We start from the raw sequence: 16,601 nt of genomic DNA, 5'->3' as shown, positions 1-16,601 counted from the left end.
TAATTTTACTATTAGGTGCGTTGTGATTTTTCTCAATATTTTGTTATCGTAATATTAAAAATTCGATATGAAGTGAGTAAATTTTTAAACACCACAGTCATCATACAATTGCATTATTAATAAACGCAGGAACTTTATAGTCTTAATGGATTAGATAGATACTTTAATTAATGAATAATCCATATATTTTCACTATCCTGTAATAACAGCAGTAGAACCTATCTCTTCATTAAACGCAGCAATACTATCAAAGGTAATTTGAGAAACACTCAGTGTAACGTCTATAAAACCTCCCAAATCAGTTCCCGCAAACTGAAGCTTCGTCGGTGCTGTACCAAAATCAATCACTGCTGTAAGCCCTAAGTCGTTCAATGCATCAGAGTTATTGGTTTGATCATCAATATAAATCAGATCACCCGCTCCAAATCCATTTGCTGCCACATTTAAATTATTGAGGCTTATTCCATCATAGCCAATATCGTCATCACTACCTTCTGTATCATAGTCCTTAGCCACTAGAGCATAGTTACCTGTTGAAAGATCTAACGATACTGGATTATCAGATGATGGCGAACCGATACCCTCTATATCAAGCCATTCGTAACTTGATACCATATCCCCATTGGCATCCATCTCAACAGAAGCTGCTGCATTGGATAGTGAAGTCGTGCCAGGTGTTACTGTACTAAAATTAAGGGTGTCAGTGCCATCATAGGCATTACTTGCTACGCCAGTCGCAACTGATACAAAAGCTCCTGCATCAATTTCAATGTGGTAGTCATTAGCTAAATCAAGGTCAAATCGTGGATTAATGGTGATCGTGCCGTTAACAATACTGACCTGACTTTCGTCTGTGACTTCGATCAACTGAGTATGCGTCGCAGACTCACCGCGGAAACCATCACCACCATCATTAATAATACGTAAATACTTGCCTGACGCCGCCGTAACTGCTTCACTATAGGTCAATACAATCGACGATGTAACATCAAAGTTTGTCACATCATCAAGATTACTTTCCAACAGCATCGGAGCTAACCCAGGGGTGGTTACAGTATCCACTGCCATCGTCACAGTATTATCTAGATCACTACCGTCAGCATTAAAGTTTCCTGCTGCATTACTAAACTTATCACTTGCTACACTCACCACACCATCAGTCGTGCTGTCAGCCGTCGGAGTAAAAGTCGCTGTGTAAGTTGTGCCTGAGCCACTAAAGTTGCTCAACAAACCACCACTAACAACCACGTCTTCCACTGTAAAGTCTGTTGAAGCTTCACTTAACGTGAATGTGATCGTAGCCGTTTCAGCAGCCGTTAAACTTTCGTCATCTGTGCTAATACTAATCGTCGGCGCAGTCGTGTCAATCACAATCGCCTGACTGGCAGCTGTACCAACATTTCCAGCCGCATCCGTCACGCGCATTTGAATCGTTGCAGAACTCGTTAAGCTACTATCAGCATAAGAAACTGTCGTTCCAGTCGCTGATGATGTAATGTCTGTCCAATTCGTTCCGTTAGTGCTGTACTCAAGTTTCTCATCATCGGCTAACGCAGTGCTTAGTGTTGCTGCGATAGTCAAACCGTCAGCATCGTTAGTAATAAAGTCCGTTGAGGATGTGCCACTGTCTATCGTAATACTGTCAATCGTTACCGTCGTCGTCGGCGCAGTCGTGTCAATCACAATCGCCTGACTGGCAGCTGTACCAACATTTCCAGCCGCATCCGTCACGCGCATTTGAATCGTTGCAGAACTCGTTAAGCTACTATCAGCATAAGAAACTGTCGTTCCAGTCGCTGATGATGTAATGTCTGCCCAATTCGTTCCGTTAGTGCTGTACTCAAGTTTCTCACCATCGGCTAACGCAGTGCTTAGTGTTGCTGCGATTGTCAAACCGTCAGCATCGTTAGTAATAAAGTCCGTTGAGGATGTGCCACTGTCTATCGTAATACTGTCAATCGCTACCGTCGTCGTCGGCGCAGTCGTGTCAATAGTCAAATCAACAACAGTAGATAATAGACTATCATTTTCAGCTTTGTCAGATAGCTTTGCGTCGATTGAATAAATTTGATCAGATAATTCCGGAAGTGAAATCTTGGCATATCCATTAACAATATCTTCTGCAGACAACAAAGTTGAAGACACAACATTTGAATTAACTCTCACCACAAGAGTATCACCTACAACTGCAGCAGTACCGTCAACAGAAATATTATTTATAAAAATTTTAAGGTCAGGTGTAGAAATATTGGTTAGCCAATCTCCTTTAGTACCACTATCACTACCTTCCTCAAGTTGAATGAGAGTTGGCTGAGCTGGTGAAATGCGATCTAGCGCAATCGCTTGTATATTACTAATAGCATTAATATCTACAGCCGCTGCAATATTGCTATTTGCTGAAGCAATTGTTGTAGTATTTTGTAAAATAGCTTCTTCATCAAAACCGGCATCAAAGAGTAATGATCCAATAAATTCATTATCTGCAAGGTCAAATATCACATTAGATACTGGGTCTGAAATCTGCGTTGCGATACTTCTAATTACGATATCAGAACCATCATCAGCATTACTTTGCGCAACTGAGATAACTATTGCCAGTTGTGCAGCTACTTTTTGCACAATAACATCACCCTCAGAAATCGGATCATAATTGGTAAGATCTAGTGATGGTTCAAGCCCAAAACTTGTAAGAACAACATTTGTGGCATCTTCGACTGAAAGGGTTGGATTTTGATCAATCACACCTTGCAAAATTGTTGTGAGTGGATTGATCGTTATTGAATTAGCGGGAGCTTTTAAAGGAATATTGTTAACTACCCCTGTATCAATATTGATACCTCCAATCGCAATGAAATTGCCAGAAGGCGCATTTTCTGGCAGAAAGAAATTACCATTAGCATCAGTAGGTCCAACATAATAGTCGAGACCTTCCTCAGCTATACCATTATTGTTTGTATCAACATAGACCCTTGCACCACGAATATAACCATCAGCAAGTAAACCACTAGAAAAGCCAATCGCATCGTTTCCAGCTATATCTTGAATTGCATTATTAGCATCAATAGTAATAGTATTATAAGCAACATTAACTAATCCAGGTCCAAAAGCATTTTCAAGGGTTAAAGTTACTACGGACTCAGAGATAGCAATAAAAGAAACGGGATTGATTGACCCTCCGGTCGTCACTACAAAGTCTTGCGGACTAGGCAAATTTGATGAATCAAGATTTTCATCATAAGTCAGCGTAATAGTCGGTGGGGTGGAATCTCTATCTACGGTTAGTGATAGGATAGATGGCGCGGTCGTGTCAATGGCACCACCACCACCGCCGCCACCGCCGCCACTACTGCTACCGCCGCCGCCGCCAGCAGCTGCCGCAATAACGCCCAAACCTAACAATCCACCAAATAATAACTTAGATGTTCCACCATCAAAGTCTGGAATTAAATTAGCAGCCTTATTTGTATCGGACGTATCCGTTGTAGACGTTTGCGTGGCAGAAGAGTCTGTAGTTACTGGAGTCGAACCAGTTTGATCAACTGCAACTGAAGCATTGTTTGATGAATCAAGAAAAACTGTCTCTTCTTCCTCATCTTCTTCAATAGAAAGTTTTCGGTCTAATCTTATTGAGACAGATTTGCCAGACTCTTGAGAAGCTGCTTTTTGCGTTGATGGCACATTTTCAGCTAACAAATTTTGGTTAGAGAGGTCTTTAGAAGCATTCTTCGAAAGGACTAAACCATCAGACTCTTTATCAATTGGCCGTATTTCACTACTTATAACGACTGCCGATCCATCCGTATCCAAAATACGAATAAGATTGCTAGGTGAATTCAAATCTGAATCTGACATAAAAACCTTTCGATAAACCTTATTAATTTCATAAAAAAATAACAAATAATTATATTTTGGCAAACCAAACAAAATACTTTATTTCATTTACTGTGCTCAGTTGTAACTAATATTCTGTTCCTATTGGCACAACTAACTTTCTCAAAAAAATTCACTTCTAAACATTATGAAAAGATGCAGTTCATCTGCAACCTAAATAGTTTAAATACACTGGTAATTTAATTACGTTTTACTTAACTTTACCCTGTAATAACAGCAGTAGAACCTATCTCTTCATTAAACGCAGCAATGCTATCAAAGCTAATTTGAGAAACACTCAGTGTAACGTCTATAAAACCTCCCAAATCAGTTCCCGCAAACTGAAGCTTCGTCGGTGCTGTACCAAAATGAATCATTGCTGTAAGCCCTAAGTCGTTCAATGCATCAGAGTTATTGGTTTGATCATCAATATAAATCAGATCACCCGCTCCAAATCCAATTGCTGCCACATTTAAATTATTGAGCTTTATTCCATCATAGCCACTCATCTCATCATTACCAGCTGGATCATAGTCCTTGGCCACTAAAGCATAGTTACCTGTTGAAAGATCTAGTGATACTGGATTATCAGATGATGGCGAACCGATACCCTCTATATCAAGCCATTCGTAACTTGACACCATATCCCCATTGGCATCCATCTCAACAGAAGCTGCTGCATTTTCAATTGATGTCGTTCCAGGTGTTACTGTACTGAAATTAAGGGTGTCAGTGCCATCATAGGCATTACTTGCTACGCCAGTCGCAACTGATACAAAAGCTCCTGCATCAATTTCAATGTGGTAGTCATTAGCTAAATCAAGATCAAATCGTGGATTGATGGTGATCGTGCCGTTAACAATACTAACCTGACTTTCGTCAGTCACTTCAATCAACTGAGTATGCGTCTCAGACTCACCGCGGAAACCATCACCACCATCATTAATAATACGTAAATACTTGCCTGACGCTGCCGTAACTGCTTCACTATAGGTCAATACAATCGACGATGTAACATCAAGGTTTGTCACATCATCAAGATTACTTTCCAACAGCATCGGAGCTAACCCAGGAGTGGTAGTACTAGCGTCGTATCCTGTAACAGTGTCAATTGTTGCATTGATACTGCTTTGCAGAGCCAACTTTGCATTATTAGACAAAACAGCACCATCAGCGAAGATCAGATGGTCATTCAAAGCACCATTGCCTCCAACGACTCTGACCGTCTCTATTTGGTTATTAATCGTGCGTTCAAAGGTTATAACGCTACCTGAAAGGGTCTTACTGTAGTCTGACCATTGACCGCGGAAATAAATTTTATCAGCACCAGCTCCTAGCAATGTGGCGTCAACAGAACTACCGTCACCTACATAGACAGTATCGATTCCTGTACTACCAACTGCAGTAAGGTGCATGCCATGACTCATCGGAACGAAGACCTCACCATTACTGTTAAGTGAGAAGGCTTTAACACTAGCAGACAGAACACTACCATCTGCTGCAGGCTCTAAAGGATTCAATGAAGTCTCGGCACCAAGTACAGGTAGATCCAATCCATTCTTAAGGTGATTAAATAAATCCCAACTGCTTAGTGCGCCATCCGCAAAGATGAACACATCACTTGTTAGGAGATTAGCGCCCCTGGTTACGCGCACCATTTCTTGCGTCGCATCACTGCCTCTTATCAATGTTATGGTAGTACCTGATAGATAGGCTGCATAATCGCTAAAATTACCATCCAGATAGATTTTATCGGATCCTTCATCAGACAAGGTGAAATCAACTGCAGCGCCAGGTCGAATGCGAATGGAATCAACACCAGTGGTTCCAGCCTGTACGGTATATTGCCCCTGTAAATTTAGTGGGAATGCATTCAGTTGGTAATCAATGTAATTAGCTCCCGAACCAGCCATCACAAAATATTTAGCAGTGATTGCAGGCAATGGCGGTTCTACATCGTTCGTTGTATCCACTGCCATCGTCACAGTATTATCTGAATCACTGCCGTCAGTATTAAAGTTTCCTGTAACATCACTAAACTTACCACTTGCTACACTCACCACACCATCAGTCGTGCTGTCAGCCGTTGGTGTAAAAGTCGCTGTGTAAGTTTTGCCTGAGCCACTAAAGTTGCTCAGTAAACCACCGCTAACAACCACGTCTTCCACTGTAAAGTCTGTTGAAACTTCACTTAACGTAAATGTGATCGTAGCCGTTTCAGCAACCGTTAAACTGTCGTCATTTGTGCTAATGCTAATCGTCGGGTTAATAGGGCCATATGACAACACACCTTCTGCAGTCAGCAACAGATCAGCGCCAGGCAGAAATGCAAACGTTGAATTCGCTAGCGGAGCTGCTGCAGTCAAACGCTCATAAAGCGATAAATCTTCGCCATAAGATGCAACAGCAATACCGCCTTGAGCATTAACACCATCTTGACCTAACAAATTCAGAATGTTAGAAGTTCCAATAGAGTCAATATCCGCAACAGAAGCGCCATCATTAGAATTTCCGTGTGTAGAAATAACTTTATCGACCGCATATTCTGCGCCACCAATATATTCATTAGCCGTATTAATCTGTGCAATGAGTACTGAAGTCGTAAAGCTAGGAGGCATTGCGCCTCCATCTGCGTTAAACGACTGAATGATACCCCTTGTACCAGCACCCGAACCAACAGTGTCAAGTGCGAATACACCCCATACTACGTTTTCAGGACTTGTTGCTAACGAAAATGCATTCCATGCAGACTCATAATCACCAGTCGTTAAATCCCATGTTTGGGTCGTGATCCTATCACCAGAAAATGAGCTGTTGTTTAAACTAAGGTCTTTATAAGAAATACCCAAATCGAATAAAGCTGAAGTGTTTGCTGCACGATCATATGCAAATAAAATTAGCGATGATCCGTTTGCATCAGCGCCATCCATAAGCCGCGTTGTATCCACTGCCATCGTCACAGTATTATCTAGATCACTACCGTCAGCATTAAAGTTTCCTGCTGCATTACTAAACTTATCACTTGCTACACTCACCACACCATCAGTCGTGCTGTCAGCCGTCGGAGTAAAAGTCGCTGTGTAAGTTGTGCCTGAGCCACTAAAGTTGCTCAACAAACCACCACTAACAACCACGTCTTCCACTGTAAAGTCTGTTGAAGCTTCACTTAACGTGAATGTGATCGTAGCCGTTTCACCAACCCTTAAACTGCCGTCATCTGTACTGATAGTAATCGTTGGTAGTATCGTATCAACCAACGTTGTATCCACTGCCATCGTCACAGTATTATCTGAATCACTGCCGTCAGTATTAAAGTTTCCTGTAACATCACTAAACTTACCACTTGCTACACTCACCACACCATCAGTCGTGCTGTCAGCCGTTGGTGTAAAAGTCGCTGTGTAAGTTTTGCCTGAGCCACTAAAGTTGCTCAGTAAACCACCGCTAACAACCACGTCTTCCACTGTAAAGTCTGTTGAAACTTCACTTAACGTAAATGTGATCGTAGCCGTTTCAGCAACCGTTAAACTGTCGTCATTTGTGCTAATGCTAATCGTCGGGTTAATAGGGCCATATGACAACACACCTTCTGCAGTCAGCAACAGATCAGCGCCAGGCAGAAATGCAAACGTTGAATTCGCTAGCGGAGCTGCTGCAGTCAAACGCTCATAAAGCGATAAATCTTCGCCATAAGATGCAACAGCAATACCGCCTTGAGCATTAACACCATCTTGACCTAACAAATTCAGAATGTTAGAAGTTCCAATAGAGTCAATATCCGCAACAGAAGCGCCATCATTAGAATTTCCGTGTGTAGAAATAACTTTATCGACCGCATATTCTGCGCCACCAATATATTCATTAGCCGTATTAATCTGTGCAATGAGTACTGAAGTCGTAAAGCTAGGAGGCATTGCGCCTCCATCTGCGTTAAACGACTGAATGATACCCCTTGTACCAGCACCCGAACCAACAGTGTCAAGTGCGAATACACCCCATACTACGTTTTCAGGACTTGTTGCTAACGAAAATGCATTCCATGCAGACTCATAATCACCAGTCGTTAAATCCCATGTTTGGGTCGTGATCCTATCACCAGAAAATGAGCTGTTGTTTAAACTAAGGTCTTTATAAGAAATACCCAAATCGAATAAAGCTGAAGTGTTTGCTGCACGATCATATGCAAATAAAATTAGCGATGATCCGTTTGCATCAGCGCCATCCATAAGCCGCGTTGTATCCACTGCCATCGTCACAGTATTATCTAGATCACTACCGTCAGCATTAAAGTTTCCTGCTGCATTACTAAACTTATCACTTGCTACACTCACCACACCATCAGTCGTGCTGTCAGCCGTCGGAGTAAAAGTCGCTGTGTAAGTTGTGCCTGAGCCACTAAAGTTGCTCAACAAACCACCACTAACAACCACGTCTTCCACTGTAAAGTCTGTTGAAGCTTCACTTAACGTGAATGTGATCGTAGCCGTTTCACCAACCCTTAAACTGCCGTCATCTGTACTGATAGTAATCGTTGGTAGTATCGTATCAACCAACGTTGTATCCACTGCCATCGTCACAGTATTATCTGAATCACTGCCGTCAGTATTAAAGTTTCCTGTAACATCACTAAACTTACCACTTGCTACACTCACCACACCATCAGTCGTGCTGTCAGCCGTTGGTGTAAAAGTCGCTGTGTAAGTTTTGCCTGAGCCACTAAAGTTGCTCAGTAAACCACCGCTAACAACCACGTCTTCCACTGTAAAGTCTGTTGAAACTTCACTTAACGTAAATGTGATCGTAGCCGTTTCAGCAACCGTTAAACTGTCGTCATTTGTGCTAATGCTAATCGTCGGGTTAATAGGGCCATATGACAACACACCTTCTGCAGTCAGCAACAGATCAGCGCCAGGCAGAAATGCAAACGTTGAATTCGCTAGCGGAGCTGCTGCAGTCAAACGCTCATAAAGCGATAAATCTTCGCCATAAGATGCAACAGCAATACCGCCTTGAGCATTAACACCATCTTGACCTAACAAATTCAGAATGTTAGAAGTTCCAATAGAGTCAATATCCGCAACAGAAGCGCCATCATTAGAATTTCCGTGTGTAGAAATAACTTTATCGACCGCATATTCTGCGCCACCAATATATTCATTAGCCGTATTAATCTGTGCAATGAGTACTGAAGTCGTAAAGCTAGGAGGCATTGCGCCTCCATCTGCGTTAAACGACTGAATGATACCCCTTGTACCAGCACCCGAACCAACAGTGTCAAGTGCGAATACACCCCATACTACGTTTTCAGGACTTGTTGCTAACGAAAATGCATTCCATGCAGACTCATAATCACCAGTCGTTAAATCCCATGTTTGGGTCGTGATCCTATCACCAGAAAATGAGCTGTTGTTTAAACTAAGGTCTTTATAAGAAATACCCAAATCGAATAAAGCTGAAGTGTTTGCTGCACGATCATATGCAAATAAAATTAGCGATGATCCGTTTGCATCAGCGCCATCCATAAGCCGCGTTGTATCCACTGCCATCGTCACAGTATTATCTAGATCACTACCGTCAGCATTAAAGTTTCCTGCTGCATTACTAAACTTATCACTTGCTACACTCACCACACCATCAGTCGTGCTGTCAGCCGTCGGAGTAAAAGTCGCTGTGTAAGTTGTGCCTGAGCCACTAAAGTTGCTCAACAAACCACCACTAACAACCACGTCTTCCACTGTAAAGTCTGTTGAAGCTTCACTTAACGTGAATGTGATCGTAGCCGTTTCACCAACCCTTAAACTGCCGTCATCTGTACTGATAGTAATCGTTGGTAGTATCGTATCAACCAACGTTGTATCCACTGCCATCGTCACAGTATTATCTGAATCACTGCCGTCAGTATTAAAGTTTCCTGTAACATCACTAAACTTACCACTTGCTACACTCACCACACCATCAGTCGTGCTGTCAGCCGTTGGTGTAAAAGTCGCTGTGTAAGTTTTGCCTGAGCCACTAAAGTTGCTCAGTAAACCACCGCTAACAACCACGTCTTCCACTGTAAAGTCTGTTGAAACTTCACTTAACGTAAATGTGATCGTAGCCGTTTCAGCAACCGTTAAACTGTCGTCATTTGTGCTAATGCTAATCGTCGGGTTAATAGGGCCATATGACAACACACCTTCTGCAGTCAGCAACAGATCAGCGCCAGGCAGAAATGCAAACGTTGAATTCGCTAGCGGAGCTGCTGCAGTCAAACGCTCATAAAGCGATAAATCTTCGCCATAAGATGCAACAGCAATACCGCCTTGAGCATTAACACCATCTTGACCTAACAAATTCAGAATGTTAGAAGTTCCAATAGAGTCAATATCCGCAACAGAAGCGCCATCATTAGAATTTCCGTGTGTAGAAATAACTTTATCGACCGCATATTCTGCGCCACCAATATATTCATTAGCCGTATTAATCTGTGCAATGAGTACTGAAGTCGTAAAGCTAGGAGGCATTGCGCCTCCATCTGCGTTAAACGACTGAATGATACCCCTTGTACCAGCACCCGAACCAACAGTGTCAAGTGCGAATACACCCCATACTACGTTTTCAGGACTTGTTGCTAACGAAAATGCATTCCATGCAGACTCATAATCACCAGTCGTTAAATCCCATGTTTGGGTCGTGATCCTATCACCAGAAAATGAGCTGTTGTTTAAACTAAGGTCTTTATAAGAAATACCCAAATCGAATAAAGCTGAAGTGTTTGCTGCACGATCATATGCAAATAAAATTAGCGATGATCCGTTTGCATCAGCGCCATCCATAAGCCGCGTTGTATCCACTGCCATCGTCACAGTATTATCTAGATCACTACCGTCAGCATTAAAGTTTCCTGCTGCATTACTAAACTTATCACTTGCTACACTCACCACACCATCAGTCGTGCTGTCAGCCGTCGGAGTAAAAGTCGCTGTGTAAGTTGTGCCTGAGCCACTAAAGTTGCTCAACAAACCACCACTAACAACCACGTCTTCCACTGTAAAGTCTGTTGAAGCTTCACTTAACGTGAATGTGATCGTAGCCGTTTCACCAACCCTTAAACTGCCGTCATCTGTACTGATAGTAATCGTTGGTAGTATCGTATCAACCAACGTTGTATCCACTGCCATCGTCACAGTATTATCTGAATCACTGCCGTCAGTATTAAAGTTTCCTGTAACATCACTAAACTTACCACTTGCTACACTCACCACACCATCAGTCGTGCTGTCAGCCGTTGGTGTAAAAGTCGCTGTGTAAGTTTTGCCTGAGCCACTAAAGTTGCTCAGTAAACCACCGCTAACAACCACGTCTTCCACTGTAAAGTCTGTTGAAACTTCACTTAACGTAAATGTGATCGTAGCCGTTTCAGCAACCGTTAAACTGTCGTCATTTGTGCTAATGCTAATCGTCGGGTTAATAGGGCCATATGACAACACACCTTCTGCAGTCAGCAACAGATCAGCGCCAGGCAGAAATGCAAACGTTGAATTCGCTAGCGGAGCTGCTGCAGTCAAACGCTCATAAAGCGATAAATCTTCGCCATAAGATGCAACAGCAATACCGCCTTGAGCATTAACACCATCTTGACCTAACAAATTCAGAATGTTAGAAGTTCCAATAGAGTCAATATCCGCAACAGAAGCGCCATCATTAGAATTTCCGTGTGTAGAAATAACTTTATCGACCGCATATTCTGCGCCACCAATATATTCATTAGCCGTATTAATCTGTGCAATGAGTACTGAAGTCGTAAAGCTAGGAGGCATTGCGCCTCCATCTGCGTTAAACGACTGAATGATACCCCTTGTACCAGCACCCGAACCAACAGTGTCAAGTGCGAATACACCCCATACTACGTTTTCAGGACTTGTTGCTAACGAAAATGCATTCCATGCAGACTCATAATCACCAGTCGTTAAATCCCATGTTTGGGTCGTGATCCTATCACCAGAAAATGAGCTGTTGTTTAAACTAAGGTCTTTATAAGAAATACCCAAATCGAATAAAGCTGAAGTGTTTGCTGCACGATCATATGCAAATAAAATTAGCGATGATCCGTTTGCTTGATCAGTGCCTAATGATAAACTCATGTGTACTTACTCCAAAAATAAATAATAAGAAATACCATGTCCAAAAAAGTTAATATCAATCCAATAATTTAGAATTATCAAAAAATTAAAAGTTATACTTATTTTTCAATGTATACACATTGAAAAAGGTTCATTAAAATAATATTGTGATATTAAACTTAAGTTGTTATAGCAAAAAAGCTTTTTTAAGGTCTCAAGTTAAAAAAATATAAAGACACCTAATTAATATTGTCATAATAGACAATCAATATGAATAGGCTTATTTTTAAAATAGTCCTAGCAGACTATAAATTTGGGGGCTTCATAAGATAAGGTAATCTCCCCCCCCCCACAAAAAAATTGCATTTATTAAGTGTCAATTTCCCATAAACTGAGACACAACTAATTAGAGTTTTCTGAGAAGATATCAAGACTTACCGACAGTCAGATTATGCAAACTTTGATGCAAGCCGTTTATGGTATACGTTTTTAACCGAGCAAAAGGTTCAACAGCATATACTTGAGTGTGTTATTATAATTGTATACGGAGACACTAAACAAACGGCTGGATTAGCCCAGTGGATTCTGAGGCAGCGTATTACAATAAAATCGAGGGGATGCGTGCTCATTTAATTGACTAGGTCTAAACAGGCTAATGCCTTTTAATTATGCAATCCGTTTTATTGAGGAAAGCCCAAATCAATTCAACAGTGAGGATGTAAATAATTTTGTGTAAACGTCATTTTGCAGGAAACTGCGTTTTTCAGAAATGGAATAAAAATGACGGCACACAAAGCTCTACCCAATGATTTAATCGATAGCCTGCTATCAAATTATCAAAAGCCTGAAGACCTCATAGGCGAGAATGGTCTTCTCAAACGGTAACCCCCCCATTTTTAGCATCGTCAAAAAGTAGAGTTAAGCGGCCATAGCCAACTGGCAAGCCCCTAGTTTTCTATACAATTAATAGCTTCTCATAATACTGCTTTTCATAGTTTACTGGCGAAATGCCATTGTTGTTGCCATGTCGTCTTTTTGGATTGTAAAACATTTCAATATAATCAAATATATCAGATCGTGCTGCCTGCCTTGTTGGATAAACACGGCCTCTAATACGCTCACCTTTTAGCAGTGAGAAGAAACTTTCAGCCACAGCATTGTCCCAACAATTACCACGTCGACTCATGCTGGCTTCCAGTTGGTTCGCTTTCAAGAAACTGCGCCAGTCAGAACAAGTATACTGTATGCCCTGATCAGAATGCACCAAGACTTTGTTTGTTGGCTTTCTGCGCCAGACAGCCATCAACAATGCATCAATCACCAAGTCAGCTTTGGGGCTATTCTTCATACTCCATCCAACCACTTGTCTTGAGAATAAATCCAATACAATCGTGACATACAGCCACCCTTCATGCGTTCGAATGTAAGTAAAGTCGGTCACCCAAGCTTGGTTCGGTTGCGTTACACTAAACTGTCGATCCAATACATTATTGGCAGCATGATGTTGATTGCCTCCGCTAAAACCTTGATGTTGTTTGTAACGACGCTTTGACTGTATGCCAGCTTGACGCATGATGCGGTTCACTCTATTTTTACCGCATGATTCACCTAAGTCTTTAAGGTCTTTGGTGATATTGCGATATCCGTAAGCAAAGCCACTTTAAAGCCAGCATTGCTTAATCTTAACCAGTAACCGCTCATCTTCACGGTGACGATTGCTTTTAGGTTGCAACAGCCAAGCATAAAAACCACTGCGGTTAATTTGCATCACGCGACACATTGCCGATACACGAAATCGATGGAGCCTTGACTTTATGAACGTGTACTTTTCTTTGACTCCACGGCAAAGTACACGGCGGCCTCCTTTAAAATGTCTCTTTCCTCTGTCACACGTCGGAGCTGAGCTTTTAGCTACCGTATTTCATCTAGTTGCGTATCAATAGCTTGTCGCTGGTTGCCTGAATTATCATATCTAGCAACCCAAGCATGTAGGCTTTTGGTTGTAACGCCTAAGCGATCTGCAACATCGCTTAACTTGTAGTTACGTTCTGTGACCTGTTTGACTGCTTCAATCTTGAATTCATCTGTATAGCGCTTACCACTCATTTTAAACACCTCTTTTATGTTGCGTTAATTATAACGCTACTAAGTGTCTAGAATACTAGGGGCTTGCCACCGAGATACGCAGCATCATTTACACCATCAATGCGATTGAGTCTGTGAATATGAGTTTACGCAAGGTCACTAAGAGTCGAGGCTCATTTCCGAATGAAGAAGCGTTAATTAAATTGTTCTATTTAGCGTTGATGAATATCAGCAAGAAATGGACGATGCCACTGCGGGATTGGAAACCTGCATTAAATAGGTTTACTATTCAATTTGAGGAGCGGATGCCTCGGCAGTAATCAACCGACATTTACACAAAATCTAGAACACCCTCTCAACAGTTGCTAGATATTACTATTGATTTTGGTCTGCAGTATTATTCGATCTAAAGTTTTCTATTATTTCTCTTGATCGCTTAATCACTTCTGAACTATCTTTAATTATAGAACCTCCTGAAGTAGATGCCGCATTATTAGCAGCTGTATCTGGAAAATTGATATTGGGTTGCATATTACCAGGTGATACCTCTTCAGGTGAATTATTGTCTGCATTTCTATTAATCTGAACCGAATCATTTCCGCTAACACCAGGCACTTGTGAAATAGATGAATTTAAATCAATAGATGACGGTGCCGAATCTGTTTGATCACCAACTAATGTTGAAGAAGATGGACTTATTGATAATTTAGTTCTGGAACCACTTGCGGGCATTCTAATTTTGGGTTGATCTAAAATTAAATTTTCTGTACCAGACCAATATTCAGCAATATCTGCCTTGGGTAACTGGATATTGCTAAGAATACGCGGGGTAATTGCCAATACGATCTCAGTTTTACTTTTTCGATCTTCTTGGTTAGAAAATAAACGTCCTAATAAAGGAATGTCTCCCAAACCTGGTAGCCGTGCGGTAGACTTGCGCTCGTCATCAAGAATCAAGCCAGCAAGAATTTGGGTTTCACCATGTTTGAGCCTAAGCACTGTGTTTGCATTCCTTGTACCGATGGTGAACACCTCCGCACCGTTCCTGGTAATGGTTTTATCCCCCAAAGAACTCACCTCTAGCCCAACTTTAATATTCACAAAATTATCTAAATTAATTCTGGGTTCAACATCGAGTTTCAGTCCAACATCCACATAGGTAACATTTTCTGCAACACCTACGTTAGCGGTTGAAGTGGTAGTAATAATAGGTACTTTATCACCAACTAATACTTGCGCTTTTTCATTATTTTTAACTCGTATTCTTGGATTTGATAGTAAATTAACATCGCCTGTCGTTTTATTAAAATTGACTGCAGGATTTGGCCTTACACCTACATTTGCAGAGGTCACATTTCTGAGTGCCTCTAGCGTTAATCCTGTGTTAGCTCCGATAACTGCTAGCTGATTGGGATAGATAATGCCTAGCTCTTGCAAACGGGTACGACTGACTTCTAGCACTTCGATATCCAGCATCACCTCTGGATCTGCCATATCATTTGCCTGTACCAATTTTTCAGCGATTTTAATAATATCTGGTGTATCCCGCATTACTACCATATTCAATCGCTCATCGATAAAAATATCTTTGGTTTTAAGCATGGTTTTCAACATCGCTGAAACTTGCTTGGCTGTTGTGTTCGTAAGAAAAAAACTGCGTATGATCAAATCTTGATAATCTTTTAACTTTTGCGGTGTATTTGGAAATACCAAAAGGCTATTTGATGAAAGGGCTTTTTCTCCAAGCCATTACTGGCAAGTACCATATCGATTGCATCCTCTATCAGCATCTTTTTGATAAAAATGGTGACCTTGGTATCTGGTTTAATATCTTTGTCTAGAACAAAATTAATACCTGTTGCGCGAGATAATGCTTCGAATACCACTTTGATATTGGCATCTCTAAGCTCAAGCGTAATTGGTTTGTCTGAGCTAGGCTTTAATTGTGGTGCTTTCACCTTGGTTTGTTGTGAGTCTGCATTGATCTTTGTTTGTAAACTCAACGCCTCGGTCATATCAGGTGCCTCGATAAGGATTTCGCGTACCAATTCATTTGCCTTGGTATATTGTTTTTCTTGATACATGATTTGCGCCTGTTTGAGTTTGTATAAACGCTCTGTTTCCTGCATGACCGCTAATTTAAGTTGCCTCGCTTGACCGTGAGCTGGGTCTAATACCAGTAATCGATCATAATAAACAATCGCTTGATCATGGTTTCCAGATAGCCGGGCTTGCTCCGCCAGTGTCAGCAACTCCTCAATAGCTGACTCTTTTTCTAGTCGTAGTGTTTTCCGATAATCTGTATTATCCGTATCTTTATTCCACTGCGCTTGGGCTTTTTGAACACGTTGCTCTGGAGAACCTGATTTTTGTCTTACAAGCCAAGGGTAGTTGGTGCATCCAGTTAGGTAAGTCAAGGTGATCAACAATGCCGCCTGTGATTTTAAACCAAGCAATAAAAATGGGTATTGTTTAAATTTCATCAGCTTTCCTATTTTCTTGCTATGATATTAATTTGTTTATAATACTTCAAAATTGATT

At 41.3% G+C, this 16,601-nt stretch carries 2 protein-coding genes and 3 pseudogenes; 1 reads left to right on the top strand and 4 read right to left on the bottom strand.

What is annotated here, in order from left to right:
- Positions 1-192 precede the first annotated feature (192 nt).
- From KFB94_08440 to KFB94_08430, 3 genes and pseudogenes are all read right to left on the bottom strand, one after another.
- The gene (locus KFB94_08440; protein ID QVL45271.1) at positions 193-3,852 is read right to left on the bottom strand and encodes a hypothetical protein; all 3,660 of its coding nucleotides are present in this window, start codon (positions 3,850-3,852) and stop codon (positions 193-195) included.
- Positions 3,853-4,091: 239 nt separating this feature from the next.
- Positions 4,092-11,996: a hypothetical protein gene (locus tag KFB94_08435; protein QVL45270.1), complete on the bottom strand. Its 7,905-nt coding sequence runs from the start codon at positions 11,994-11,996 to the stop codon at positions 4,092-4,094.
- Positions 11,997-12,930: 934 nt separating this feature from the next.
- Positions 12,931-14,081: pseudogene (locus KFB94_08430) on the bottom strand (IS3 family transposase).
- 71 nt (positions 14,082-14,152) lie between these two features.
- Here KFB94_08430 and KFB94_08425 point away from each other — a divergent pair.
- Positions 14,153-14,380, top strand: a pseudogene (locus KFB94_08425) (transposase).
- Positions 14,381-14,435: 55 nt separating this feature from the next.
- Here the strand turns inward: KFB94_08425 and KFB94_08420 are convergent.
- A pseudogene (locus KFB94_08420) lies at positions 14,436-16,543 on the bottom strand (type II secretion system protein GspD).
- Positions 16,544-16,601: the final 58 nt, after the last annotated feature.

The organism is Methylophilaceae bacterium (genome assembly GCA_018398995.1).
Lineage (GTDB): Bacteria > Pseudomonadota > Gammaproteobacteria > Burkholderiales > Methylophilaceae.
The sequence above is the reverse complement of the archived record's forward strand: the minus strand, read 5'-3'. Positions and strand labels throughout refer to the sequence as shown.